Here is a 23,067-nt window from a genome sequence, read left to right on the forward strand (position 1 = left end):
GATTTGGCATCAAGTGCCGTTAGCCAGTAGACAGTACTGGCTCGGAGAGGCAGAAGGGAAGGCCAATCGTGCACTTGTTAAGTTCACGGGGTGACGAGCCAGACCCAGGGCCGACCGCCGATCACCAGCCACGCGGCCATCGAAGCCATCGCCTTCGCCATGTTCGAGGAGCACGGCTTCGAGATGACCACGATGGACGACATCGCGGCCGCGGTGGGTGTCGGCCGGCGCACCCTCTTCCGGTACTACCCCTCCAAGAACGACATCCTGTGGGGTCAGTTCGACGACAGCCTCGTCGAGTTTCGTAACAGCTTTCGTGAGGTGTCGCCCGACACACCTCCTTGGGACGCCGTCCGCAGCGCGATCCTCGCCTACAACAGCTACGACGAGGCTGCGCTGCCCCAACACAGACGGCGCATGCGTCTGCTCCTTGGCACCCCGGCACTTCTGGCGCACTCAGAGCTTCGGTATGCCGCCTGGCGCGCCGTCGTGGCGGATTTCGTCGCCGAGAGGACCCACCAACGCGCCGAGGACCTGGTCCCGGTTCTCGCCGGCCGACTCGCACTGGCCGTGGCGATCTCCGCCTACGAGCAGTGGCTCGCTGACGGCGCCACCAGCCTGCTCGACCACATCGCCCGGGCGGCGGACGGAGTGAGCCTCCACTTCACAGAGGACTTCGGCTGAAATCAGCCCGGCTCCGTCGGGTTTTACTGCTGAGGTGCACCCGCCGGCGGGCCGCCTGTCAGCTTGCCCACATCATCATGGCGCCTGGGCGATGAGCCTTGGCCGCCTCGACGTGCTCGGGTGGGATGCCCGTCGCTATAAGGAGGTCGGTGTAGCGCTGCTGGCGGCGGTAGTGCTGGATGGCGGCGGCGGCGTCCAGCCGAGCCGGACTGCCGGCCGCGGCAGCCTCGTTGTCGAGGGCTTGCGTCGCGGAGATCTCGGCGCCGGACGTGGCGAGCACCTTCTTGAGCACCTCATCGACCGAGACAGGGTCGCCGAGGTCGTGTGCTGTATGGGACCTCATCGGCCGGCGAGGTGGGGTGGTTGGCGTCGGCCGGATCCTCGTCGATCTCGTCGAGGTCGACGAGCAGCTGCGGGTCTGGCCGGAAGGCGGCGAGAACCTCTAGCAGGCAGGCAAGGAGGCCCTCTTCGGCGTAGACGGTGCGGAAATTGCCGGCCCTGTCGTCCCACCGGCCGTTGAAACGGCCGCCGGTGGCCCCTTCCGCTTGCCCGGACCACGCCCAGGGGTCAGGCTTGAAGCCGACTCGCCACACACGCTCGGCCGGGGCCGGCACTATCCGGAGTTCGGGCACCCGTCAGGTTCTCAGTTCGCAGCGGCCCAGACGCGTGCGGCCGCGAGGACCGAGGGGCCGACCTCAGCCAGTTCCCCTTCGCGAAGCACCCGGGCCGGGGCGATGTCGTCCAATAGCGGGTTCATCCCTTGGAACCATGCCTGCACCACGGCGGTCGCGTCCTTGCTCCGCAGGAGTGCAGCCACCTGGTAGGCCGCTCGAAGACGAAGCAACACTGCCGCCGAAGGGGCGCGCTCACCCTCAGCAGTCTCCCTTTGGCTGAACGCCGGCGTCCCGGCAACTCAGCTCGCGGAGTGGGCAGGCCACAGCGTGAACGTGCTTCTCCGCGTCTATGCCACGCGCATCTCGGGACAGGACGAGGCGGCACGTCGGCGGATCCAGTCGGCCCTTGCGTCCACCGAGACTCCGTGAACGCCAAGGGCCCGAGACAGGGGCCAGGCCCGAATTTCCCCACCAGTTCCCCACTGGCACCCGTAGAACACCGTTCAGGGCCGCTGTCAGCCGGACACGAGACGGGGCAACGAAGAAGGCCCCAAACCTGCGTTTCCGCTGGTCAGGGGCCCTCTTGTGCACTGGGTGGCAGGTGAAGGATTCGAACCTTCGAAGCTTTCGCGATGGATTTACAGTCCACTCCCATTGGCCGCTCGGGCAACCTGCCTTGGTGCGCGTGGAAGGATAGCAAGGACAACCACGAATGCCGAAACCGGTATCCACCCGACCGGGTGGGAGCCGCGTGACGCCCAGGAAGGACACGCCACCATGGCCGACAGCTCGTTCGACATCGTCAGCAAGATCGACCACCAGGAGGTCGCCAACGCCCTCAACAGCGCAGCGCGCGAGGTGGCCACCCGCTACGACTTCAAGAACGTCGGCGCGTCCATCGAGGCCAGCGGCGAGGACAAGGTCGTCATCAAGGCGAACACCGAGGAGCGCGCCAACGCCGTCCTCGACGTGTTCCAGACCTGGCTGGTCAAGCGAAAGGTCTCCCTCAAGCACCTGGACGTGCCGGAGCGCGGTCCGCAGCTGTCCGGCAAGGAGTACCGCCTCGAGGTCGGCCTGCAGGAGGGCATCTCGCAGGAGAACGCCAAGAAGGTCGGCAAGATCATCCGTGACGAGGGCCCCAAGTCAGTGAAGTCGCAGATTCAGGGCGACGAGCTGCGGGTCACGAGCAAGTCGCGCGACGACCTGCAGGCCGTCCAGGCGCTGCTCAAGGGCCAGGACCTCGACTTCGCGATCCAGTTCACCAACTACCGCTGACCCCGGCCGGGCCCAACCCGGGCAAGGGCAGTTTCACCCCGGAAACATTGCGGGGTGAAGCCGGCGGAAGTCCGTAGACCCGATAAAGGTGTATGCCGCCGTCCCCCAGCCGGGGACGGCGGCATACCTGTGTGTGGGCGTGCGCTACGCGCTGCCGGGCCGGGCGGTGTCCGTGCCGGTCTCCATGGCCATCGTCGGGCCACCCAGGTCGGGGAAGCGGATGACCGAGCCGTCGGTGTCGGGCGAGTCGTCCTCGGCCCAGCTGTCGAGGGCACTGGCCAGGCCCAGGGCGAGGCCGGCCATCTCCTGGTCGCCGAGACCGACCCGGGAGGCGACCTCGCGGGCGTTCGCGGGACGGTCCGCGGGGTCCTTCGCGAGGCAGTCGGCGACCAGCGACGCGAGGTCCTCGGGGACGCCGTCCGGGAGCGGCGGAGGGGGTTCGTTGACGTGGCTCAGCGCGGTCGCGACCGGGGTGCCCCGGTCGAACGGCTTGCGACCGGAGAGCATCTCGTGCGCCACGACGCCCAGCGCGTAGAGGTCGCTCGCGCCGGTCGCCGCCTCGCCGAGGGCTTGTTCGGGACTGATGTAGTCAGGGGTCCCCAGCATCTCGCCGGCCCTCGTGTGGCCGGCGGCGTCAAGGGCGCGCGCGATCCCGAAGTCGGTGAGCTTCACCAGCCCGTCAGGGCGCACCAGCATGTTGGCCGGCTTGACGTCGCGGTGGATCACGCGGGCCTCGTGCGCCACGCCCAGGGCCAGGGCGGCCTGGCCGATCAGGGAGCGCACCTCCGCCGGGTCGAGCGGGCCGCGCCGCTTGAGCAGCAGGGACAGCGGCTCACCCTTGACCAGCTCCATCACCAGGAACGCCAGGCCGTCGTCCTCGCCGTAGTCGAAGACCGTGGCGATGTTCGGGTGCAGGAGGGCAGCCGAGTGCACCGCCTCGTCGCGGAACCGGAGGGCGAAGAGCTCCTCGTGACCGGCGTCGGGCCGCATCACCTTGAGGGCGACCGACCGCTGCAGCACCTCGTCGGTGCCCGCCCAGACGTCGGCCATGCCGCCGGAGGCGATCCGCGCGCCCAGCACGTAGCGTTCGCCGAGGACCAAGCCTTCAGTCAGTCGATTCATCGAGGGATATCCACCCAGACCTCCGTGGACGGAGCTGAACGTCTGCTGACATCCGACGGCCTCGCCGCAGGCAACGATACCCCCAAAATGCGGAAAAACCGCCCGGAGCACCGCGTCGCACGGCCCCCTGACCTGCACAGACGCGGTCCGGGCGGTTCGGCGGACCGAACCCCACGCAGGCTCAGCCGAAGGTGGCCCGGGACCGCAGCGCCTCGCGAAGCTGCGACTCCGCGTCGACCATCGACCGGCGCACCCCGGCGGTGAGCCCGCCTCCGCCCAGCGTGGCCTCGCTGCGCTCCACCGTGGCGTCCTCGACCACCCGACCGGGGTAGGCCAGGGTCGCGACGCGGGCGATGGCGTCCTCACCCACCCAGTCGCTCATGGCCGGCACGTCGGCGAAGTAGCGCTCGGCGTAGGGGCGCACGACGGCGAGGTCGTCGGCCAGCCAGAACCCCTGGGCCAGCGCGTTGAGCTCGTAGTTCGAGCGGGACCGGTTGGTGGTGAGCTCCGCCCACGCCCACGCCTTCGCGTCGGCGCCCGGCATGGCAGCCCGTGCCATGAGGGCGTTGAGCCGGCCCTGGAGGGTGTCGTCGTCGGCCCGGCGACCCTCAACGAAGTCCTCGTCGACCAGCCCCCTCGCGGCCAGGTTGCGCACCGCGATCCAGCCGAAGTCCGAGTCCTCCTCGAGGCCGGCCGGGCGGTCCTTGGCCGCCGCCCAGGCCCGCAGGAGCGTCTCGTCGCCGGACGAGCGGGCGACCGTCCTGGCCGCGACCAGGGCCCGGGTCGAGCCGGGCCGGGCCGCGGCGAGCACCTGCTCGGCCGAGCTCGCCACGACCCCTTCGGCCCACTCGTGCTCGGCAGGCGGCAGGAAGGTGGGGATGATCCGGCCCAGGAGGGCCAGCGCCGTGCGGCTCAGGATCGAGTCGTTGTCCTCGACCGGCCAGGCGTGGCCGAAGGTCCGCACGAGCACCCGCGGGTCCACCGTGCCGAGGCAGACGCCGTCGACCAGCGCGATCCACACGACGGCCCGCGCCTGCACGTCGGGCACGCTGGCCAGGGCGGTCGGCACGGCCGCGACCGACTCGGGGTCGAGGGTCACGGTCGCCCAGGTGAGGTCGGACGCGTTCGGCACGACGAGCTCGGCGGCCGGCCCGTCCCGCAGCGCCGCGACGACGGTACGGTCCTGCGTGATGGTCACCGGCACCCGGAACACCTCGTCGCCGCCGGTGAACCCGGCGACGTCCATCGTGTGCGGCCGGTCGGCCGGGAACCGGCCCGGCACGGTGCGCTCCACGGCACCGTCGGCCCGGTCGACCGAGATCACGTCCACCCCTGCCGTGAGCAGCCACGCCCGGCTCCAGTCGGTCAGCGACTGCCCGCTCGCGTGCTCCATGAAGCCCATGAAGTCGGCCAGCGTGCCGTTGCCGTAGGAGTGCCGGCGCAGGTAGTCGCCGACCCCGGCGATGAAGGCGTCGTCACCGATGTGCGCGATCAGCTGGCGCAGCGTGGCGGCTCCCTTGGCGTAGGAGATGCCGTCGAAGTCCTGCAGCGCCGCCTGGGCGTCGGGCGCAGCCGACCCGGCCACGGGGTGCGTCGAGGGGGTGCGCTCCGCGGCATACCCCCACGCCTTGCGGGCCACGGTCGAGTCGACCCACGCGTCGGTGAACTCGGTCGCCGCGACACAGGTGCGGTGGGCCATGTACTCGGCGAACGACTCGTTGAGCCACAGGTCGTCCCACCACTGCATGGTGACGAGGTCGCCGAACCACATGTGCGCCATCTCGTGCACGATCGTGTTGGTGCGCGCGAGCACCTCGTCGCGGGCCGCGGCACCCCGGAAGACCATGGTGTCGCGGAACGTCACGCAGCCGGGGTTCTCCATCGCGCCGGCGTTGAACTCGGGCACGAAGACCTGGTGGTACTCCCCGAACGGGTACCGGATCCCGAACAGCGCGTGGTAGTAGTCGAAGCTCGCGCGGGTCACCTCGAGCATCTGGCCGGCCTCGCGCTCCAGGTGGGTGCGCAGCGACGCTCGGGCATGGATACCGAGGGGTATGCCGTCGTGCTCGTCGAGCACGGACGCGTAGGGACCGGCGCAGACGGTGACGAAGTAGGTGGCCAGGGGCCGGGTCTCGGCGAGCTCCCAGCGACCGGGCGAGACCCGGGTGGCCGCGCCGTTGCCGAGGACCAGCCACTCCCCGGGGGCGGCCACGGTCACCGAGTAGGGAGCCTTGAGGTCGGGCTGGTCGAAGCAGGCGTAGACCCGGGGGGCCGCGTCGAGGAACAGGTGGCCGTAGACGTAGTGCTCGCCGTCAGCCGGGTCGACCGCCCGGTGCAGACCCTGCCCGTCGCGGCTGTAGGCCATCGTCGCCTCGACCTCGAGGACGTTCTGGGCCTCGAGCCCGACCAGCTCGACCCGGCCGTCCACGAGGGCGGCCACGTCGAGCGCCCGGCCGTTGAGGACGATCGCGGTCAGCTCGACCGGCTGGACGTCGACGAACGTGGTGGCGCCCGGCTCCGCGCAGTCGAAGGAGATCCTCGAGCGGGAGCCGAAGGTCTGCTCGCCCTGGTCGAGGTCGAGGTCCACCGCCATGCTCGTCACGGTCAGGAGCTCGGAACGCCGACGTGCTTCGGCCCGGGTCAGGGAAGGCATGGCACCGATTCAACCAGCCGTGCCGGGGAACGCCGAAGCCCCCGGCCGAGACGGCCGGGGGCTTCGAACTGAAGTTCAGAGGTGGGGCAGGTCAGATGACCGTGACCTTCTCCGCCTGGGGACCCTTCGGGCCCTGCGTGATGTCGAACTCGACGCGCTGCGCCTCGTCGAGCGAGCGGTAGCCGCCGGACTCGATCGCGGAGTAGTGCACGAAGACGTCGGCGCCGCCGCCGTCCTGCTCGATGAAGCCGAAGCCCTTCTCAGCGTTGAACCACTTCACTGTTCCCTGTGCCATGGGATAACTCTTTTCCTAATTGGCCGATGTGGCCGCGGATGCGGACCACCAGCTGCGAAATCACCACGACACGGAATACACCGCTTACGGAAAAGGCCCGCACACTGGCGGGCCCACTCACACGAGGAACTGCAACTGCGCCAACTGTAACGTGAATCCGCCAGACTTTCATTCCCGGGCCCTGGCGAGTCGCCGACAGGCAGTCTGGGGTGGGCCCGGGAAGGGGTCAAATCAGCGCTGGCGGAAGCCGTAGGCCTGCTGCTCGAGCCGGGCGATCCGCTCGGTCATCGGGGGGTGCGTCGAGAAGAACCGCGACACGTCCTGCGGCCGGAACGGGTTGGCGATCATCATGTGGCTGGAGTTCTGGATCGCCGGCGTCGGCTGCAGGGGCGCCTGGGCGACTCCGGCCTCGAGCTTGCGCAGGGCCGACGCGAGCGCCAGCGGGTCGCCGGTGAGCTTGGCGCCGTCCTCGTCCGCGTCGTACTCGCGGGTGCGGCTGATCGCCATCTGGATCATCATCGCGGCGAACGGCGCGAGGAGCGCCATCGCGAGCATCGCCAGCGGGTTGGGGCGGTCCTCGTCGTTGCCCCCACCGCCGAACATGCCTGCGAACATGAGCATCTGGGCCACCGAGGTGATCACGCCGGCCACTGCCGCGGCCACCGAGCCGGTCAGGATGTCGCGGTTGTAGACGTGCATCAGCTCGTGGCCGAGGACCCCGCGCAGCTCACGCTCGTCGAGCAGCCCGAGGATGCCTTCGGTGCAGCAGACGGCGGCGTTCTCGGGGTTGCGGCCGGTCGCGAAGGCGTTGGGTGCGGCGGTGGGGCTGATGAAGAGCTTGGGCATCGGCTTGCCGGCCGCGGTCGAGAGCTCACGGACGATCCGGTACATCGCCGGGGCCTGCGCCTCGCTGACGGGGTAGGCGTGCATCGCCTTGATGGCGAGCTTGTCGGAGTTCCAGTAGCCGAAGGCGGTCATGCCGACGCCGAAGAGGGCGAACAGCCAGATGAACGCCGAGCTGCCGGTCGAGGCCGAGATGACCCCACCGATGCCGAGCAGGAGGGCGAAGATCCCGCCGAAGAGGGCTGCGGTCTTGAGCCCGTTGAAATGGTTGTGCATGTCTGCCTCAACGCTCCCTTCCGTGCTGGCGTTCCCCGTGCAGCCGCCCTGCAGTGCCGCTCAGCCGAGGAGCCCGAGCAGCAGCTGGGGCATCAGGCTGGTGGCCACGAGGGCGGTCCCGCCGAGGACGAGCGCGGCCAGTGCAGACCGGGGGATGCGGCGAATGACGGCGCGCGCCGGCCCCTCGTCGGGGTCCCGGAGCAGCACCGCGAACCAGCGCAGGTAGACCGCCACCCCGATCACGGCGTTGAGCACCGCTACGGCGACGAGCAGCCACTGGCCGGCGCCGACGACCGGACGCAGCGCGACCACCTTCGCCACGAGGCCGATGACCCCCGGCGGCAGACCGGCGAGCGACAGCAGGGCCAGTCCCAGCGCCCCGCCGAGCAGCGGGTGGGCGCGCAGCAGCCCGGTGTATGCCGCGAGCGTGCGCCCCTGGTCGACCACCCCGCGGCGCCGCGGTGTGGCCGTGACCACGTGCACCACCGTGAACGCGACCAGCGTCGCGACCACGTAGGCGAGCAGGTATCCGCCGGAGGCCGCGGCGGAGTCGTCGTCGAGCGCCGAGAGCGGCAGCACCACCCACCCGGCCTGGGCGACGGTGGACCACGCCAGCAGCCGCACCGGGTCGTCCTGGACCAGCGCCAGGACGTTGCCGACGGTCATCGACACGGCGGCCAGGATGCCGATGCCGACCAGCACCGGGGTGCCTGCGCCGACGAGTGGCTGGACCACCACGAGCAAGGCGGCGAGCGCGGCCACCTTCGAGGTCGCGGCGAGGAAGGCGGCAACCGGTTCGGTGGCACCGGCATAGGCCTGCGGTGTCCAGACGTGGAACGGGACGAGGCTGAGCTTGAACCCCAGGCCGGCGAGCAGGAGCAGCGCGCCGAGCAGGAGCACGACCCGGCGCTCCGGGTCGGCGAGCGCGTCCTGCACCCCACCGGCCGCGAAGACGGCTTCGCCGGTGGACAGCAGCCACAGCGCTGCCCCCAGCACGACCATCGCGAACGAGACGAGCGACGTCGTCAGCAGGGCGAGCGCACCCCGTCCGGCCGGAGCGTCACCGCGGAGGGCGACCAGCGCGATCGCCGGCAGGGTGGCCAGCTCGAGGCACACCAGCCACGACCCGAGGTCGTGCGCGGCCGCGACACCCGCGGCACCTGCCGTCGCAGCGAGGACCAGCGACACGATGACCGCCGGGCCGCCGCGCAGGTGGTCGCGGGGGTCGGCCCCGGGCCAGCTGAGCAGGAGGACGAGGAGCGCCGACGCGAGGGCGCCCAGCTGCAAGGCGCTGGCGAGCGGACCCGCTTCGTAGAGGCAGGCGCCGTCGGGAGCAGGCAGGCACAGCGTGCGCAGCGGGTCGTCGGCCGAGCGCAGCGCCCCGGGCACGGCGAGGGCGATGCCGGCCACCAGCGCGAGGACGCCGACGGCGGCATGCAGCCGGACCAGCCGGGGGGCGAGGACGTCGACGACGAGGACGAGCACGGCGCCCAGGGCAGGAACAGCGACGGGGGCCAGGGCCACCCAGTCGAAGGTGACCAGGCTGGTGGCCGTGGGTGCGCTCATCCGGCACCCCCGATCGTGTTGGCGACCAGGTTGGTGGCCGTAAGCGCGCTCATGGCGCGGCTCCGATGATGGTGCTCACCGTGTCGTCGGTGAGGGCGAGCAGCGGCCCGGGTGCGATGCCCAGCAGCAGGACGGCCAGGACCAGCACGGCGATGACGTCCCACTCGCTGTCGCGGCTGTCCTCGATCCGGGGCGCGGTGCGCTCGCCGGCCCAGACCGTCCGCAGGACCCGCAGCGCGTAGGCGGCGGCCAGGACCGTCCCCAGGGCGCCGACGACGGCCAGGGCGCGGAAGAGCCCCTCGGGACGGTCGGCGGCGGGTGACCACGCGGCATACACGCTGAGGAACTCGCCCCAGAAGCCCGCGAGGCCGGGCAGCCCCAGCGAGGCGGCGAGCCCGACGACGAGGGCGAACCCGAGGCGCGGGGTGACCTCCCGCAGGGCGGCCCGCGCCGTCTCCAGGTCGGCACTCCCCCAGCGCTCCTTGAGCCCGCCCACGACGACGAACAGGAGCGCGGAGACCACGCCGTGGGCGACGTTCGCGAACAGCGCGGCCTGCAGGCCGGTGCGGGTGCCGCTGGACAGCCCGAGGACCACGAAGCCCATGTGGGCCACGGACGAGTAGGCGACCAGCCGCTTGAGGTCACGCTCGACCAGGCAGGCCAGGCCTCCCCAGAGGATGCCGACCGCGCCGAGCACCGCGAGGACCGGTGCGACGTGCGCGAAGCCCTCCGGCAGCGAAGCCAGCGGCAGCCGGACCAGACCGTAGGTGCCCATCTTGAGGAGCACGGCGGCCAGCAGCACCGAGCCGGCGGTCGGTGCTGTGGTGTGGGCCGGCGGGAGCCAGGTGTGCACCGGGAAGACCGGCACCTTGACGGCCAGCCCGGCCACCAGCAGCGCCGCGACGAGGGTCTGGGTGCCGACGGGTATGCCGTGCCCGCCGCCCTGGGCGAGGACGTCGAGGTCGGACGTGCCGGCCTTGGCGACGAGGGCGAGGATGCCGACGAGCATCAGGGTCGAGCCGAAGGCCGTGTAGAGGACGAACCGTCCTCCGGCGTCGGCCCGCGCCGCCGCGTCGTGGGGGTCGCCGAACCGGGTGATGAGCACCCACATCGGCACGAGGACCAGCTCGAACGCCACGAAGAAGAGCACCGCGTCACGCGCGTAGAAGGTGGCCAGCGCGCCGAACTCGACCAGGAGCAGGCAGGCGTGGAAGGCAGCCGTGGTGCCACCCTGCGGCGGCCGGTCGAGGGTGTGCAGGACCACCCCGACGCCGAGGATCGCGGTGAGCAGCAGGAGCGGCGCGCTGATCCCGTCGACCGCCAGCTGCCAGCGCAGCCCGAGCGACGGCACCCACGCGCGGTCGACGGTGGGACGGGTGATCACGGCGAACAGCACGCCGGCGAGCGTCACCACGCTGGCCGCGCTGGCGAGCAGGTTGGCGGTGCGGTGGGAGACGCCGCGGCCACCGGTGAGCAGCCAGACGGCGACGGCGGCCGGGACCACGAGGCTGACCAGGATCACCACGGCGTCACCTTCACCACGGTCTGTTGGTTCACCACGGTCTGTTGGTTCACCACGGTCTGTTGGTTCACCACGGTCTGTTGGTTCACCACAGCGCCACCCCTGCGAGGGCGACCGCCACGACCCCGGCCACGACCCAGGCCAGCCCGGAGGCGGCCACCTCGCCCCGGTGGGCCCGCTGGCCGCCGGTGCCACCGAACCGGGTCGCCGCAGCCGCCCCGCGGACGTAGGCGTCGACGACCTCCCGGTCGAGGAACACGACGAGGTGCGCCAGCGCCAGCACGGGTCGTGCGACCAGCGCGACGTAGAGCCGGTCCACCCCGAGCCCGGCGTCGAACGACGGCATCCGCGCGCCGACGACCCGGACGGCCGGGTCCTTCCCCGCGGCGACCGAGCGCACGGCCAGACCGGCACCGACGATGAGCAGGATGCTGAGCAACGCGACGAGCCAGCCGATGTGGCCGCCGAGGTCGAGCAACGGGGTCACGACGACGAGGCCGCCGACGACGGTGAGGACGGTCAGGACCGTGACCGCCGTGCGGACGCCGACGGTCGCGGTGTCGGCGTCGTGGCGCTCGATGTCGGCGGAGCCCAGGTCGTCGAGCACGATCCAGGCGCGCATGCAGTAGGCCGCGGTGAGGGCGACCGTCAGCAGCCCGGCCAGGAGCACCAGCCAGGCGCGGGCCTCGCCTGCGCCGATGCCGGCCTCCGCTGCGTCAAGCACGTGCTCCTTGGAGACGAACCCGACCAGCGGCGGGACCCCGGCGAGCGAGAGCAGCCCGACGAACATCGCCGGCCGGATGAAGAGGTGGCCCCGCACCCCTCCGCGCATCGTGGCCGCGGCGGTGCCGCCGACCGTGACGCTGAGCCAGCCGATCGCGAGGAACAGCAACGCCTTGAAGAAGGCGTGGGAGTAGAGGTGGAGGACGCCCGCGCCGGGCCCGTCGTCCGCCGGTGCCACCGCGAGCGCGGACAGCATGAGGGCGACCTGGCTCAGGGTCGAGTAGGCGAGCAGCCGCTTGAGGTCGCTCTGCCCGAAGGCCAGCACCGCGGCATACACCATCGTCACGGCGGTGCTCAGCGCGAGCAGCCAGCGGGCACCGTCGGCGGCGGCGAGGACGTCGAAGAGCTGGGCGAGCACGAAGGTGCCGGCGGCGACCATCGTCGCGGCGTGGATCAGGGCCGAGGCGGGCGTCGGGCCCTCCATGGCGTCGGGGAGCCAGTCGTGGAAGGGCACCATGCCCGACTTGCCGAGGATGCCGATGACGAGCAGCACCATGGCCGCGTTGAGGAGGGTGGTGCTGGGGCCGGTGCAGGCTCCCGCGTCGTTGCAGCCGGTGCCGGCCCAGGACTGCACGACCCGCCGGTATGCCGTGGAGCCGGCTCCCGCGGCCAGGATCACCACCCCGAGGACGAAGCCGACGTCCGCGAGGCGGGTGACGAGGAAGGCCTTGAGCGCGGCGCGGCGAGCGGTCTCCTTGCGGCTCCAGTGGCCGATCAGGAGGTACGAGCACCAGCCCATCACCTCCCAGCCGACGAGGGTGAGGACGAGGTCGGCGGACTGGACCACGAGGAGCATGGCGGCGGTGAAGAGCGAGACGGTGGCGGCGAAGATGCCGTAGCGGTCGTCGTCCTTCAGGTACCACCCCGCGAAGACCTGTACCGCCCAGCCGACGACGGCGACCACCAGCGCGATCGTCGCGGTGGCCGTGGTCGCCTGCAGCTGCAACGGGATCCGCAGCTCCCCTGCCGCGAGCGCGGGGATCGACGAGACCGTGCGCGCGCCGGACGAGCCGTGGACGCCGACCACCTCGGCCAGGGCGAAGAGCACGGCGAGGACGGCGGCGCCGACGGCCAGGAGCCGGGCCGCGCGGACGTCGGCCCGACGCGCCACCAGCAGGCCGAGGAGGGCCGCCACGACCGGGACGAGGACGACGAGCCGGGTGGCGGTGCCGCTCACGACCGCACCTCGTCGGCCTCGCCGATGACTGGCTCGCTGACCGGTTCGCTGGCCGGTTCGCTGAGGTCGACGGCGCCGCGCAACCGGAAGACGGCCAGCACCACGGCCAGCGCAACCACCACCTCGGCCGCGGCGATGGTGATGACGAACAGCGTGAGGACGTTGCCGGCGGCCCAGCGGTCGCCGCCGCTCGCGCCCACGGAGACGAGCAGGAGGTTCGCGGCGTTGAGGACCAGCTCGACGCCGATGAGCACCAGCACGGCGTTGCGCCGGGCGAGCACGCCGTAGGTGCCGAGCCCGGCAAGGACCGCGGCGAGCAGGTAGGGACCCGTGAGGTGGATCATGCGACGCCGTCCTCACCGGTCACCGCGGGCTCGGCGGCGACCGACGGACGCGTCATGCGCGACACCGCCATCGCGGCCACCAGCGCGACCAGCAGGAGGACGGACAGGACCTCGAAGGGCCAGACCCAGGTGCCGAACAGCTGCTCGGCGAGCTGGGTAGTGGACGTGTCACGACGCTCGACGGCCGGGCCGGCCAGTGGCAGCAGCGCGGCGGCGAGCAGCGCGGTCACTCCTGCGCCCAGGACGCCGGCCAGCACGCGGTGCAGGCGGCCGGTGCTGATGTCGGGGTTCGCGCCGATCGGCGCGCGGGTCAGCATGAGGGCGAAGAGGACCAGCACGACGATCGCGCCAACGTAGACGAGCAGCTGCACGAGCGCGACGAACTCCGCCCCGAGCACCAGGTAGCAACCCGCCACCGCGCCGAGGCAGACCACCAGCCAGAGCGCGGCGTGCACCACGTGGCGGGTGGTCACGGCGAGCAGCCCGCTCGCGGCCGTGACGAGGCCGACCGCGGCGAAGGCGACGTCGAGAGCCGTCATTCCCCGGGCTCCGGGGCTGGCTCCGATGCGGTCGGGGGCGGCGGCTCCTGGCCAGACGCGGGCGGCGGCTCCTGGCCGGACGGGGTGGCCCGGGTCGGTGCCGGACGGGCCGGGGTCGTGCGGACCAGGCGTCCGGGTCGGGTGGTCGCGCCGATCTCGGCGGCCTCGGCGGAGTGCTCGTCGAGCGCCGAGGGCGGCGGCACCGTGGGCATCCATTGGCCGAGCCGGTCCTTCTCGTGCAGGAGGTCGCGGATGTCGAGCTCGGAGTACTCGAACTCGGGGCTCCAGTGCAGCGCGTCGAACGGGCAGACCTCGATGCAGATGCCGCAGTACATGCAGAGGCTGAAGTCGATCGCGAACCGGTCGAGGACGTTGCGCTGCCGCTCGCGTCCACCCGGGGTCGTCGCGGGGATCGTCTCCTTGTGGGAGTCGATGTAGATGCACCAGTCAGGGCACTCGCGGGCGCAGAGCATGCAGGAGGTGCAGTTCTCCTCGAGCAGCGCGATCACCCCACGGCTGCGCGGTGGCAGGTGCGGTTGCGCGTGGGGGTACTCCGCAGTGTGGGTCGGCTTGGCCATGGTCCGCGCCGTCGTGGCCAGCCCCTTGAGGATCCCGGGTATGCCGATGGCTCCCGGCTTCTTCGCCTCTTCAGTCATGCTGCGACCACCACCCAGACTCCGGTCAGGGCCAGCTGGGCCAGCGCCAGGGGCACCAGGACGAGCCAGGCCAGTCGTTGCAGCTGGTCCTCGCGCAGCCGCGGCCAGGCCACCCGGAGCCAGATCACGACCACCGCGATGCAGAAGCCCTTGAGCAGGGTCCACAGCCAGCCGAGCTGGTCGCTGGCCAGGCCGTGCCAGCCACCGAGGTAGAGGACGGCGAACAGCAGGGACATGACGACGATCCCGGCGTACTCGCTGAGCAGGAAGAACGCGAACCGCAGCCCGGTGTACTCGGTGTAGGCGCCGAACACGATCTCGGAGTCGGCGACCGGCATGTCGAACGGCGGGCGCTGGAGCTCGGCCACGGCGGACACCAGGAACACGATCGCCCCCGGGAGCTGGAGGACCAGCCACCACGGCGACCAGGCGGCGACGATGCCGGACAGCGAGAGGGAGCCTGCGGCGAGGCAGATGCTCGCAACCGCGAGCACCATCGGCAGCTCGTAGGAGAGCAGCTGCGCGGCCGCCCGCATGGCGCCCAGCAGGGAGTACTTGTTGGCGCTCGCCCACCCGGCCATCAGGGTGCCGAGGATGCCGACCGCGGTGACCGCGAGGACAAACACCGCCGACGCGGGCAGGTCGGCCGCGACCACGTCCGGGCTGAGGGGGATGGCGGCCATCGCGACGAGGTAGGGGACGAGGGCGACCGCCGGGGCGAACCGGAAGACCCGCTGGTCGGCAGCCGCCGGGGTGATGTCCTCCTTCTGCACGAACTTGACCCCGTCGGCGACCAGCTGCGCCCACCCGTGGAACCCACCGGCATACATGGGGCCGAGGCGGCCCTGCATGTGGGCCATCACCTTGTGCTCGGTCTGGCCCACCAGCAACGGGAGGACGAGGAAGGCCGCCAGCACGCCGACGGCGCGCAGCGTCACCTCGACGGCGTCGTTCACCGCGGCCCCCACTCGGGGTCGGGCACACCCGGCGCTGAGACGCGGCGCCGACCGGTGGGCTTGGCGTGCTCGGACTCGCCCGGCTCCTTGGCACCCGGCCACGGCTTGGAGGCGCGCGCCGCGAGGACGAACGACTTCCGCAGCGGCGTGCCCTCGAAGCCGTCGGGCAGGAGGAGCGGCCGGAGGCCGAGCCCGGTGCCGTCGTCGAAGCCGTCGAAGTCGAGACCGAACATCTCGTGGGTCTCACGCTCGTGCCACGCCACACCACGGAACACCGGCGTCAGGCTGGCCAGGCTGGACCCGGATGGGACGCGAGTGCGGAAGAGCTTGCGGCGCAACGACTTCGGCGTCGAGCCATCCATCAGGTGGCACACGACGTCGAGCCCGGGAGCCTGCTCGTCGTCGAGCTGGTCGACTGCGGTCAGCCAGTCGAAGAACGTGTAGCCCTCAGCCAGAGCAGCGGAGATCGTCTCGACCCAGTCGGCAGGGTCGACCTCGGCCCGAGTGAGCGCGGTGGGGTCGCTCACGGGGCGGCCTTGGTGGGCGGCGGCACGAGCGGGCGGTTGACCTCGGCCGCCGATGCGATGCGGTGGCCGGCGTACTTCGCACGAATTCCCTTGGTGGTCAACGTCTCTGCGGCGATCTTCTCCTGGAGCTTGAGGATGCCCTGGAGCAGCGACTCCGGACGCGGTGGACACCCGGGCACGTAGACGTCGACGGGGATGATCGTGTCGACGCCCTTGGTGACCGAGTAGGAGTCCCAGTAGGGGCCACCCGAGTTCGAGCAGGCGCCGAACGAGATGACGTACTTGGGCTCGGGCATCTGGTCGTAGAGCCGCCGCACGGCCGGCGCCATCTTGTCGGTGACGGTGCCGGACACGACCATCAGGTCGGCCTGCCGGGGGCCGGGCGCGAAGGGGATCACCCCTAGCCGGATGAAGTCGTGCCGGGCCATCGACGCCGCGATGAACTCGATGGCGCAGCAGGCCAGCCCGAAGTTGAAGACCCAGAGGGAGTAGCGGCGTCCCCAGTTGAGGACGACGCGGATCGGCTGGGGTGCCAGGTCCGTCGCCGGACCGACGCGCGGCATCGGTAGCGGCGTGGGCCGGCTCGTCGACCCGGGGGCCGGCTGGGTCGGCTGGGTCGGCTGGGTCGGCTGGGTCGGCTGGGTCGGCTGGGTCGTGGTCATCAGAGCCACCTCAGCAGACCGCGGCGGGCGGCGTGCACCAGTCCGACCAGCAGGATGCCGACGAAGACCGCGATCTCCACGAGCGACGCCACGCCGAGGTTGCTCCGGACGACGAGCGCCCAGGGGAACAGGTAGACCGCGTCGACGGCGAAGATGACGTAGAGGAACGCGTAGACGAAGTAGCGGACCTGGGTCTGCGCCCAGTCCCGCCCGACGGGGTCGACGCCGGACTCGTACGTCGTCAGCTTGGCGCGGGTCGGGGCCTTCGGGGCGAGCAGCGCCCTGGCGCCCATCGCGGCCACGAAGAGCAGCAGGCCGACCGCGACCACAGCGGCGATGACGACGTAGGGCGACACGGTTGGCAGCCTAGTGGGACGGCACCCCGCAGGGGTGGTGCGCCGACCTGGGTGCACCTGCCGAGACCCGGCGTGCGGCTGTGGGCAGCGTCCGGGGTGTTGCCCCGACGTGGTGCCACCTAGCGTGAGGGGCATGGCCCGGCTCCCGCTGTTCCCGCTCGGCACCGTGCTCGTGCCGGGGGCGACGTTGCCGTTGCAGCTCTTCGAACCGCGCTACCTCGAGCTGCTCAGCGACCTCGTCAACGCGATGGACGTGCCCGAGTTCGGGGTGGTCGCGATCCGGCAGGGCCACGAGGTCGGCCCCGAGGCGGTCCGTGACCTGCACGAGGTCGGCTGCGTGGCCCGGGTGCACCAGGCCGCCGCGGTCGGCGACGGTCGCTACCTGGTGGTCTCCACCGGGGTGCGCCGGTTCCGGCTGGACGCGCTCGTGGAGGGTGCCGGCACGGCATACCTGACCGGGGAGGTCACCCTCCTCGAGGAGCGCACCGGCGACGCGGACGCGGTGGCCGACCTGGCCGACCGGTTGCGCGGCGCCCTGCACGACTACGCAGCCACCCTCGGGGCCGAGGAGCCGACGTGGCCCACCGATGCCGGCGAGCTCTCGTATGCCGTGGGCACGGCCGTGCGCCTCGACCTCGGCGACCGGCAGCACCTGCTCGCCGCCGCCGACACCGAGACCCGGTTACGGCTCGGGCTCCGGCTGGTGCGGCGCGAGCGCCAGCTGGCCGCCACGCTCGGCGTGGTGCCGCCGACGCCCGAGCACGGGTTCAACCCCAACTAGCGGCCGACCCAGTTCCTCCGACCCAGCATCACCGGCCACCGGACAATCCGCTGGCGCCCGACAATCCGCTGGCGCCCGGCCGGTCGGTGCGACAGGGTCGGCCCATGACGCGAACCGACAAACCCGAGGCCTGGGACGAGCGCACCACCCTGCTCACCATGCTCCAGTACACGCGAGACACCGCTGCCGAGAAGTGCCGCGACCTCGCCGACGAACACGTGGGGGCGGCGCCCCTGCCGGGGTCGCCGCTGATGAGCCTGGGCGGCGTGGTCAACCACCTGCGCTGGGTCGAGCACTCGTGGATCGAGAACCGGTTCGTCGGCGGTCCCGACCTCGGCCCGTGGACCGACAAGGAGCCCGACCGCGAGTTCAGCCTCGGTGCGACGACTCCGCTGGCCCAGACCTTGGCGGAGTATGCCGAGCAGGCCGAGCGCACCGACGCGATCATCGCCGGGCTCGACCTCGACGACCGCTCGCAGACACCGTTCCGGTCGGGCGAGCACCCCACGCTGCGGTGGGTGGTCCTGCACCTGATCGAGGAGAACTCACGCCACAACGGCCACCTCGACATCCTGCGCGAGCTGGCCGACGGCCGGACCGGCGACTGAGGGTGCCCGGCATGCCTGGGCTCGGGAACGGGGACCGCCTCACCATCGGGGTGGTGTCACCCGGTGCCATGGGGTCGGCCCTCGCTCGCGCCTGGCAGGCCGGTGGGGTGCGCGTGCTGGCGACGGTCGCCGGCCGCAGCGAACGCACGCGGACCCTGGCCGACGGGCTGGAGCTCATCGCCGACCTCGACGCCGTGGTGGCCGGCAGCGACGTGGTTGTCAGCGTGGTGCCACCTGGTGGTGCCGTGGCCACGATGAGCGACCTCGTGGCCGCCTGCCGCCGCACCGGGGCGAGGCCGCTCCTGGCCGACCTCAACGCGATCTCGCCCGCGACCGTCCGCGAGCTCGCTGCCCTGGCCGGGTCGCAGGGCCTCGACTTCGTCGACGGGGCGATCAGCGGCGGCCCACCCGCGCCCGGGGGCGACACCATGCTCTACCTGTCCGGCGGCGCGGCGGCCGCCCTGGCGGAGCTCGCCACGGACGGCCTGCGCACGCGGGTCGTGGGCTCCGACCCGGGGTCGGCGTCGGCGGTGAAGATGTGCACCGCGTCGGTCTACAAGGGCAGCACCGCCCTGTGGGCCCAGGCGCTCCAGACGGCGCAGGCGCACGGCGTGCTCGACGTCGTGCTGGCCGACCTGGCCGAGGAGTTCCCGGGCGCGGCCGCCACGGCCGGTCGCCGGATCGCGGTGGCGACCAGCAAGAGCGCGCGGTTCGTCGGCGAGATGGAGCAGATCGCGCAGACCCAGGGCGCGGCCGGGGCCAGCCCGGAGCTGTTCACCGCCATGGCGGCGGTCTACGCCCGGCTGGCCAGGACGCCGCTCGCGGCGCTGAGCCCCGAGCAGGCGCGCGACCTCACCGACCTCGAGGACGTCCTGCGCCGCCTCTCCTGACCCGCCTCACCTTTATCGGGTCTAGGGACAACGTTGACCCTCACACGACTTCGCTTCCGGTGTGAGGGTCAACGTTCCTGCTAGACCCGATAAAGATGGGACTCGGTCGGGGCTAGCCGTCGAGCCGCTCGAAGGCGGGGGCGTAGCGGAACGCACCGGTGAGTCCGTCGCCCCAGGCGCCGAGGGTCCGCAGCATGAAGACGGCCGGTCCCCAGTCCTGCGGCGGGGTGATGCCGTGGTCGACCGCCGGGCCGAACCCGAACCGCGGGTAGTAGGTGGGATGGCCGAGCAGGACGATCCCGCGCTGGCCCACGGCATCCGCGGCGGCGATGGTCGCGTGCATCAACGCCGAGCCGACCCCCGCGCCCTGGCGCTCCGGCAGGACCCCGAGCGGGCCGAGTGCGGCCAGCGCCCCAGGTCGGTCGTCGAGGAAGGCGCGGCTCATCGCGACGTGACCGACGACGACCCCGTCCGCCACCGCGACGAGGCACAGCGGTGCCAACAGGTCGCCTTCGGCCCGCAGCTCGTCGACGAGGTCAGCCTCGAGCGACCCATCGGTGGCCGGCGCGTCCGGCGTGGCCGGCTTCGCGAACGCGCGGAGGTGCAGCGCACGGATCGCGTCGGCGTCGGACGGCAGCTCCTGGCGGATGAACATGGTCGCGACCCTAGACAGGGAGCGGCGCTCGTCGCCTGCCAATATCCGCGCCGGGCACGGGAGGTATGCCGCGTGGCCGGCTCAGCCACGCGGCATACCTCGGCGTGCTCTGGAGCTGTGCGTGAGCCGGCGACGTCAGCGAGCGACGAGGTAGCCGTCGGCGTCGAGGGTGACGGGGATCGGGTCGATGATGTGGAAGCCGTCGATGCCCTTGGGTTCGAGGTTGCGGAACCCGACGAGCACCCACGACCCGTCGCGCTGCTGCACCAGCGGCGCCGCGAACAGGTCCGGCTCCGCCGCGAACGGGCGGGCCGCGTCGATGTCCCACGGTCCGAGCGGTCCGGGACCCGGCACCGACCAGGTGCAGTACTCCCCGGTGCGCGCGATGCGCTCCGGCGTCATCTCCTGCGGGTGGCAGGTGAAGACGAGCACCCAGCGGCCGTCGATCTGCTTGTTCTGCAGGACTTCGAGCTGGCCGAACCCGGCGCCCGGCTCACAGAGCGGCGGTCCCAGGGTCCAGGTCTCGAGGTCGGGGCTGGTGGCGTGGGCGACCACACCGTCGTCGTTGCGCGCAGCGTCGCAGGCCCGCGCGCTGACGAACATGTGCCAGCCGTCGCCGTCCGGGTCGGCGAAGACCAGGGGGTCGCGCCAGGTCTCGCTGGAGCCCTCGAGGTCAGGGCCTTCGGTGGGCGCCGGGGTGTTGGCCAGGTTCTTGTACCAGCGTCCGTCGACGCCGACGACCGGCTCGGTGCCACTGCGCTCCCAGTGCTGCAGGTCGTCGGAGACCGCCGAGCCGACCCGCTGGTCGTAGACGTGATGGCCGCGTTTCGAGACCGCGGTGTAGTACATCCGCCACCGCTCGCCGTCGTGGACCACCGAACCCGTCCAGATCGCGAGGTCGTCGAAGCGCTCGTTGCCACTGTGGTCGGGCCCGAAGCACTCGCCGAGGTAGGTCCAGTCGACGAGGTCGGGCGAGGTGGCGTGACCCACCGTGGCGGCGGTGTGCCGCTGGCCCGGGTCACCGAGCGAGCGCGGCGCCTGGAGGAAGAACAGGTGGTAGAGGTCGCCGTCGTCAGCCACCCAGGAGTCCCAGACCCAGAGGTCATCCAGCCTCAGCATGAGCAGAGTGTGGCAGCAGGTGGGGCCGGTCACCTGCTGAACCGAGTCGTGGGACGGGCGGGTGCGGCCGTCGTTCCCTGCGCTCCCCTGCCCCCACGCGTGCCGCGGTCCGCGAGACTGGGGTTCATGAAGCCGCCGCTTGCCGAAGCCCTCGACCTCGAGCCACACCCGGAGGGTGGGTGGTACCGGCAGACCTGGGTCTCGCCGGCCACCGTCGAGCTCGCCGACGGACGCACCCGGTCGGCAGCGACCTTGATCTACTTCCTCCTCCCGGCCGGCGCGGAGTCGGCCTGGCACCGGGTCGCCTCCGACGAGCTGTGGCTCGCCCACACGGGGGTGGTGACGCTCGAGCTGGGCGGGTCTGACACGGCCCCGGCGCCGACCGACCAGTGCCAGCGCCGCACCCTGGCGGTCAGCGGTGACGCGCAGGTCCTCGTGCCAGCCGGACACTGGCAGCGGACCGTGGCAACGGACCACGACGCACTGGTCAGCTGTCTGGTGTCGCCAGGGTTCGACTTCGAGGACTTCGAGCTGGCGACCTAGGACGTCGCGGCGGGGTGCTCGATCGTGCCACCCGCGCGCCAGTAGCGGCCGTCGCGGCGCTCGAGGAAACCCTCTTCGACCAGGTAGCGGCGCAGGGCCGCCACGTCGTCGTGCCAGGCGCGCAGGGAGTTGTTGACCTGGGCCTCGTCATAGGTCTGGCCGATCTCGAACGCCTGGGCCATTTCATTGAGGACGACGAGGCGCTTGCGAATACGGGTCGGGATCGCCGAGAGCCTCCCGTCAGGGAGCACGAAGGCACGCAGCACGGCCTGTCGGTCGGTGAGGGCGTCGTCGAGGGCTGGGCGGTCCATGCGTCGAACGTAGCTCGCAATCTCCTTTGGTCCCAACCATTTTCCCCGATGTTGTCTTCTGGCGGCAGTCCGTTCGTTGTCCACAGGCTGCTTCCGGTCAGCGCCTCGGGCTGTCGGTGCCGCCGTGTAGGCTCGAACACATGTTCGAGAGCGTGCAGGACGTGCAGGCGGCCGACCCGGCCGCCCTCGCTGGCGCGCTCTTCGCCCTGACCGACGACGAGGTCGCGGACCTGCCGGCCGAGCAGGCCGAGGCGCTGACCCTGGCGTCGCAGCGGGTGGTCAGTGCGGTGACCGCGCGGCAGCGGTCGGCGATGGAGACCGTGGTCCGGCGGTGCGACGAGCGAATCGACCAGGAGGCAGCGGACGCTGCGCTGGCCGGCTCCCGGCGTCCGCACCTGTCCGGGCAGGCTCTTGCGGCGGGGTCGTTGGCGGCGTTGCTGCACGTGTCGCCGCGGACCATGTCGACGCGCATCGACCAGGCCCGCCGGGCGGTGTGCGCGCTGCCGCAGGTGCAGGCCCTGGCGTGGGCTGGTGACCTCGAGCCGTACCGCGTGGACGCGGTCGTCGCCGAGTCGATGGCTGCACCCGCGGCGCGGCTTCACGAGTTCGAAGCCCGAGTGCTCGAGCGCGACATCACCGAGCTGAGCTGCGCTGCCCTGCGCCGGCGGGCCCGCCGCGCGGCCGACCGGTGCGCCCCCGACGACGCCGACCACCACGCCGCCCTGGCGCGAGGCCGCAGTGACGTGCGCGTGCGCCCGGGTGAGTCCACCGGGATGAGCCGGTTGGAGGCCGACCTGCCGACCCCCGTCGCGATGCGCATCTGGGGTGCGGTGGACGGGCTCGCGGCCGAGTACGCCCGCGCCCAGCCCGGCCTGCGGATGGGCGCCGCAAGGGCCGACGCACTCACCGACCTCGTCGAGGCCAACGCCACGATCAGCACCACCATCGAGCTCGTCGCCCCGATCGACGCCGGCCACCACACCCGTCCGGACCTCGGCGTCTCAGCGCAGTGTGTTGCTCCGGCTCCCGCCGACGAGGCCGCGGAGGAGGCAGGTCCCGTCGGTGCTGGTGTCTACCAAGACCTGGGTGGGTGCGAGGAGGTCGACGACGGGGTCCTGCACGACCACGGCGCCGACCTGTGGTTCGTGTCCTCCCACACCGAGGTGCCGCTGCTCGGGTCGCTGCTCCCCGCCGACATCGTCGACCTGCTCCACGACCCGGACGTCACCATCCGCCTGGCCCGCAGCGACTCGGTCACCGGCGCGACCCGCTGGCAGGACCCGACCACCTACCGCCCCGGCGCCAGGACC

General features: G+C 71.8%; 25 protein-coding genes and 1 tRNA gene. 7 read left to right on the forward strand and 19 right to left on the reverse strand.

What is annotated here, in order from left to right; all coding sequences use genetic code 11:
• The first annotated feature begins 90 nt into the window (after nucleotides 1–90).
• Nucleotides 91–684: a mycofactocin system transcriptional regulator gene (mftR, locus tag ASG91_RS19150; RefSeq protein ID WP_056924207.1), complete on the forward strand. Its 594-nt coding sequence runs from the start codon at nucleotides 91–93 to the stop codon at nucleotides 682–684.
• A 58-nt stretch (nucleotides 685–742) separates the two neighbouring features.
• Here mftR and ASG91_RS19155 read toward each other — a convergent pair whose 3' ends face one another.
• Nucleotides 743–1,027, reverse strand: coding sequence for a hypothetical protein (locus ASG91_RS19155; protein WP_056924208.1), 285 nt, complete (start codon nucleotides 1,025–1,027; stop codon nucleotides 743–745).
• Nucleotides 1,028–1,893: 866 nt separating this feature from the next.
• Nucleotides 1,894–1,974, reverse strand: a tRNA-Tyr gene (locus tag ASG91_RS19165).
• Between the two features lie 101 nt (nucleotides 1,975–2,075).
• Between ASG91_RS19165 and ASG91_RS19170 the strand changes: the two genes are divergently transcribed.
• Nucleotides 2,076–2,573 (forward strand): YajQ family cyclic di-GMP-binding protein, encoded by a 498-nt coding sequence (locus ASG91_RS19170; RefSeq protein WP_056924209.1) that lies wholly within the window; start codon nucleotides 2,076–2,078, stop codon nucleotides 2,571–2,573.
• Nucleotides 2,574–2,717: 144 nt separating this feature from the next.
• On the opposite strand, the gene ASG91_RS19175 is transcribed toward ASG91_RS19170, so the two are convergent.
• The 14 genes from ASG91_RS19175 to ASG91_RS19240 all read right to left on the reverse strand — a co-directional run bounded on the left by ASG91_RS19175 (nucleotide 2,718) and on the right by ASG91_RS19240 (nucleotide 16,850).
• Entirely contained in the window at nucleotides 2,718–3,695 is a 978-nt protein-coding gene (locus ASG91_RS19175) for a serine/threonine-protein kinase (protein ID WP_082594340.1), read from the reverse strand.
• Between the two features lie 181 nt (nucleotides 3,696–3,876).
• On the reverse strand, nucleotides 3,877–6,348 hold the full coding sequence (pepN, locus tag ASG91_RS19180) for an aminopeptidase N (RefSeq protein ID WP_056924210.1): 2,472 nt from the start codon (nucleotides 6,346–6,348) through the stop codon (nucleotides 3,877–3,879).
• Nucleotides 6,349–6,439: 91 nt separating this feature from the next.
• Nucleotides 6,440–6,643: a cold-shock protein gene (locus ASG91_RS19185; protein ID WP_056924211.1), complete on the reverse strand. Its 204-nt coding sequence runs from the start codon at nucleotides 6,641–6,643 to the stop codon at nucleotides 6,440–6,442.
• Between the two features lie 231 nt (nucleotides 6,644–6,874).
• The gene (gene htpX, locus ASG91_RS19190) at nucleotides 6,875–7,762 is read right to left on the reverse strand and encodes a zinc metalloprotease HtpX (RefSeq protein WP_056924212.1); all 888 of its coding nucleotides are present in this window, start codon (nucleotides 7,760–7,762) and stop codon (nucleotides 6,875–6,877) included.
• Nucleotides 7,763–7,822: 60 nt separating this feature from the next.
• Entirely contained in the window at nucleotides 7,823–9,328 is a 1,506-nt protein-coding gene (locus ASG91_RS19195; RefSeq protein WP_056924213.1) for a proton-conducting transporter membrane subunit, read from the reverse strand.
• Nucleotides 9,329–9,377: 49 nt separating this feature from the next.
• Nucleotides 9,378–10,853, reverse strand: coding sequence for a NuoM family protein (locus ASG91_RS19200; RefSeq protein ID WP_056924214.1), 1,476 nt, complete (start codon nucleotides 10,851–10,853; stop codon nucleotides 9,378–9,380).
• Between the two features lie 82 nt (nucleotides 10,854–10,935).
• Complete coding sequence (locus ASG91_RS19205; protein WP_056924215.1) at nucleotides 10,936–12,810, reverse strand: NADH-quinone oxidoreductase subunit L; 1,875 nt, start codon at nucleotides 12,808–12,810, stop codon at nucleotides 10,936–10,938.
• Nucleotides 12,807–13,154 (reverse strand): NADH-quinone oxidoreductase subunit NuoK, encoded by a 348-nt coding sequence (gene nuoK, locus ASG91_RS19210; protein WP_056924216.1) that lies wholly within the window; start codon nucleotides 13,152–13,154, stop codon nucleotides 12,807–12,809. Before nuoK ends, ASG91_RS19205 begins: the two co-directional genes overlap by 4 nt.
• Nucleotides 13,151–13,693, reverse strand: coding sequence for an NADH-quinone oxidoreductase subunit J (locus ASG91_RS19215; protein WP_056924217.1), 543 nt, complete (start codon nucleotides 13,691–13,693; stop codon nucleotides 13,151–13,153). The genes nuoK and ASG91_RS19215 overlap by 4 nt, the downstream gene beginning before the upstream one ends.
• Nucleotides 13,690–14,349, reverse strand: coding sequence for a 4Fe-4S binding protein (locus ASG91_RS19220; RefSeq protein ID WP_056924218.1), 660 nt, complete (start codon nucleotides 14,347–14,349; stop codon nucleotides 13,690–13,692). Before ASG91_RS19220 ends, ASG91_RS19215 begins: the two co-directional genes overlap by 4 nt.
• A complete protein-coding gene (nuoH, locus tag ASG91_RS19225) occupies nucleotides 14,346–15,305 on the reverse strand; it encodes an NADH-quinone oxidoreductase subunit NuoH (RefSeq protein WP_200961364.1) in 960 nt (319 codons plus the stop codon). The genes ASG91_RS19220 and nuoH overlap by 4 nt, the downstream gene beginning before the upstream one ends.
• Nucleotides 15,302–15,832 carry an NADH-quinone oxidoreductase subunit C gene (locus ASG91_RS19230; RefSeq protein WP_056924220.1) on the reverse strand — a complete coding sequence of 177 codons (531 nt, stop codon included), beginning with the start codon at nucleotides 15,830–15,832 and terminating at the stop codon, nucleotides 15,302–15,304. The genes nuoH and ASG91_RS19230 overlap by 4 nt, the downstream gene beginning before the upstream one ends.
• On the reverse strand, nucleotides 15,829–16,395 hold the full coding sequence (locus ASG91_RS19235) for an NADH-quinone oxidoreductase subunit B (protein ID WP_056924287.1): 567 nt from the start codon (nucleotides 16,393–16,395) through the stop codon (nucleotides 15,829–15,831). Before ASG91_RS19235 ends, ASG91_RS19230 begins: the two co-directional genes overlap by 4 nt.
• A 98-nt stretch (nucleotides 16,396–16,493) precedes the next feature.
• Complete coding sequence (locus ASG91_RS19240; RefSeq protein ID WP_056924221.1) at nucleotides 16,494–16,850, reverse strand: NADH-quinone oxidoreductase subunit A; 357 nt, start codon at nucleotides 16,848–16,850, stop codon at nucleotides 16,494–16,496.
• A 133-nt stretch (nucleotides 16,851–16,983) separates the two neighbouring features.
• Between ASG91_RS19240 and ASG91_RS19245 the strand changes: the two genes are divergently transcribed.
• The 3 genes from ASG91_RS19245 to ASG91_RS19255 all read left to right on the forward strand — a co-directional run bounded on the left by ASG91_RS19245 (nucleotide 16,984) and on the right by ASG91_RS19255 (nucleotide 19,129).
• Nucleotides 16,984–17,631, forward strand: coding sequence for an LON peptidase substrate-binding domain-containing protein (locus tag ASG91_RS19245; protein WP_056924222.1), 648 nt, complete (start codon nucleotides 16,984–16,986; stop codon nucleotides 17,629–17,631).
• Nucleotides 17,632–17,735: 104 nt separating this feature from the next.
• The gene (locus ASG91_RS19250; protein WP_056924223.1) at nucleotides 17,736–18,239 is read left to right on the forward strand and encodes a DinB family protein; all 504 of its coding nucleotides are present in this window, start codon (nucleotides 17,736–17,738) and stop codon (nucleotides 18,237–18,239) included.
• An 11-nt stretch (nucleotides 18,240–18,250) separates the two neighbouring features.
• On the forward strand, nucleotides 18,251–19,129 hold the full coding sequence (locus tag ASG91_RS19255; RefSeq protein WP_056924224.1) for an NAD(P)-dependent oxidoreductase: 879 nt from the start codon (nucleotides 18,251–18,253) through the stop codon (nucleotides 19,127–19,129).
• A gap of 112 nt (nucleotides 19,130–19,241) precedes the next feature.
• Here ASG91_RS19255 and ASG91_RS19260 read toward each other — a convergent pair whose 3' ends face one another.
• Both ASG91_RS19260 and ASG91_RS19265 read right to left on the reverse strand, forming a co-directional pair.
• Nucleotides 19,242–19,784 (reverse strand): GNAT family N-acetyltransferase, encoded by a 543-nt coding sequence (locus tag ASG91_RS19260; protein WP_056924225.1) that lies wholly within the window; start codon nucleotides 19,782–19,784, stop codon nucleotides 19,242–19,244.
• Nucleotides 19,785–19,919: 135 nt separating this feature from the next.
• Nucleotides 19,920–20,903 (reverse strand): glycoside hydrolase family 68 protein, encoded by a 984-nt coding sequence (locus ASG91_RS19265; RefSeq protein WP_056924226.1) that lies wholly within the window; start codon nucleotides 20,901–20,903, stop codon nucleotides 19,920–19,922.
• 126 nt (nucleotides 20,904–21,029) lie between these two features.
• Here ASG91_RS19265 and ASG91_RS19270 point away from each other — a divergent pair, with 126 nt between their 5' ends.
• Nucleotides 21,030–21,446 (forward strand): cupin domain-containing protein, encoded by a 417-nt coding sequence (locus ASG91_RS19270; RefSeq protein WP_056924227.1) that lies wholly within the window; start codon nucleotides 21,030–21,032, stop codon nucleotides 21,444–21,446.
• Here the strand turns inward: ASG91_RS19270 and ASG91_RS19275 are convergent.
• The gene (locus ASG91_RS19275; RefSeq protein WP_056924228.1) at nucleotides 21,443–21,757 is read right to left on the reverse strand and encodes a DUF2087 domain-containing protein; all 315 of its coding nucleotides are present in this window, start codon (nucleotides 21,755–21,757) and stop codon (nucleotides 21,443–21,445) included. The two genes, ASG91_RS19270 and ASG91_RS19275, sit on opposite strands and share 4 nt — an antisense overlap.
• A gap of 140 nt (nucleotides 21,758–21,897) precedes the next feature.
• On the opposite strand from ASG91_RS19275, the gene ASG91_RS19280 reads away from it, so the two are divergent.
• On the forward strand, nucleotides 21,898–23,067 hold a 1,170-nt coding region (locus ASG91_RS19280), incomplete at its 3' end, for a hypothetical protein (RefSeq protein WP_157606433.1).

Source organism: Phycicoccus sp. Soil802 (assembly GCF_001429605.1).
Classification (GTDB): Bacteria; Actinomycetota; Actinomycetes; order Actinomycetales; family Dermatophilaceae; genus Pedococcus.

Excerpts from the sequence above, each read along its gene's own strand:
- ASG91_RS19155 (WP_056924208.1), bottom strand. The coding sequence starts at position 1,027 with ATGAGGTCCCATACAGCACACGACCTCGGCGACCCTGTCTCGGTCGAT.
- ASG91_RS19170 (WP_056924209.1), top strand. The coding sequence starts at position 2,076 with ATGGCCGACAGCTCGTTCGACATCGTCAGCAAGATCGACCACCAGGAG.
- ASG91_RS19175 (WP_082594340.1), bottom strand. The coding sequence starts at position 3,695 with ATGAATCGACTGACTGAAGGCTTGGTCCTCGGCGAACGCTACGTGCTG.
- pepN (WP_056924210.1), bottom strand. The coding sequence starts at position 6,348 with ATGCCTTCCCTGACCCGGGCCGAAGCACGTCGGCGTTCCGAGCTCCTG.
- ASG91_RS19185 (WP_056924211.1), bottom strand. The coding sequence starts at position 6,643 with ATGGCACAGGGAACAGTGAAGTGGTTCAACGCTGAGAAGGGCTTCGGC.
- htpX (WP_056924212.1), bottom strand. The coding sequence starts at position 7,762 with ATGCACAACCATTTCAACGGGCTCAAGACCGCAGCCCTCTTCGGCGGG.
- ASG91_RS19195 (WP_056924213.1), bottom strand. The coding sequence starts at position 9,328 with ATGAGCGCACCCACGGCCACCAGCCTGGTCACCTTCGACTGGGTGGCC.
- nuoK (WP_056924216.1), bottom strand. The coding sequence starts at position 13,154 with ATGATCCACCTCACGGGTCCCTACCTGCTCGCCGCGGTCCTTGCCGGG.
- ASG91_RS19215 (WP_056924217.1), bottom strand. The coding sequence starts at position 13,693 with ATGACGGCTCTCGACGTCGCCTTCGCCGCGGTCGGCCTCGTCACGGCC.
- ASG91_RS19220 (WP_056924218.1), bottom strand. The coding sequence starts at position 14,349 with ATGACTGAAGAGGCGAAGAAGCCGGGAGCCATCGGCATACCCGGGATC.
- ASG91_RS19235 (WP_056924287.1), bottom strand. The coding sequence starts at position 16,395 with ATGCCGCGCGTCGGTCCGGCGACGGACCTGGCACCCCAGCCGATCCGC.
- ASG91_RS19245 (WP_056924222.1), top strand. The coding sequence starts at position 16,984 with ATGGCCCGGCTCCCGCTGTTCCCGCTCGGCACCGTGCTCGTGCCGGGG.
- ASG91_RS19250 (WP_056924223.1), top strand. The coding sequence starts at position 17,736 with ATGACGCGAACCGACAAACCCGAGGCCTGGGACGAGCGCACCACCCTG.
- ASG91_RS19255 (WP_056924224.1), top strand. The coding sequence starts at position 18,251 with ATGCCTGGGCTCGGGAACGGGGACCGCCTCACCATCGGGGTGGTGTCA.
- ASG91_RS19260 (WP_056924225.1), bottom strand. The coding sequence starts at position 19,784 with ATGTTCATCCGCCAGGAGCTGCCGTCCGACGCCGACGCGATCCGTGCG.
- ASG91_RS19265 (WP_056924226.1), bottom strand. The coding sequence starts at position 20,903 with ATGCTGAGGCTGGATGACCTCTGGGTCTGGGACTCCTGGGTGGCTGAC.
- ASG91_RS19270 (WP_056924227.1), top strand. The coding sequence starts at position 21,030 with ATGAAGCCGCCGCTTGCCGAAGCCCTCGACCTCGAGCCACACCCGGAG.
- ASG91_RS19275 (WP_056924228.1), bottom strand. The coding sequence starts at position 21,757 with ATGGACCGCCCAGCCCTCGACGACGCCCTCACCGACCGACAGGCCGTG.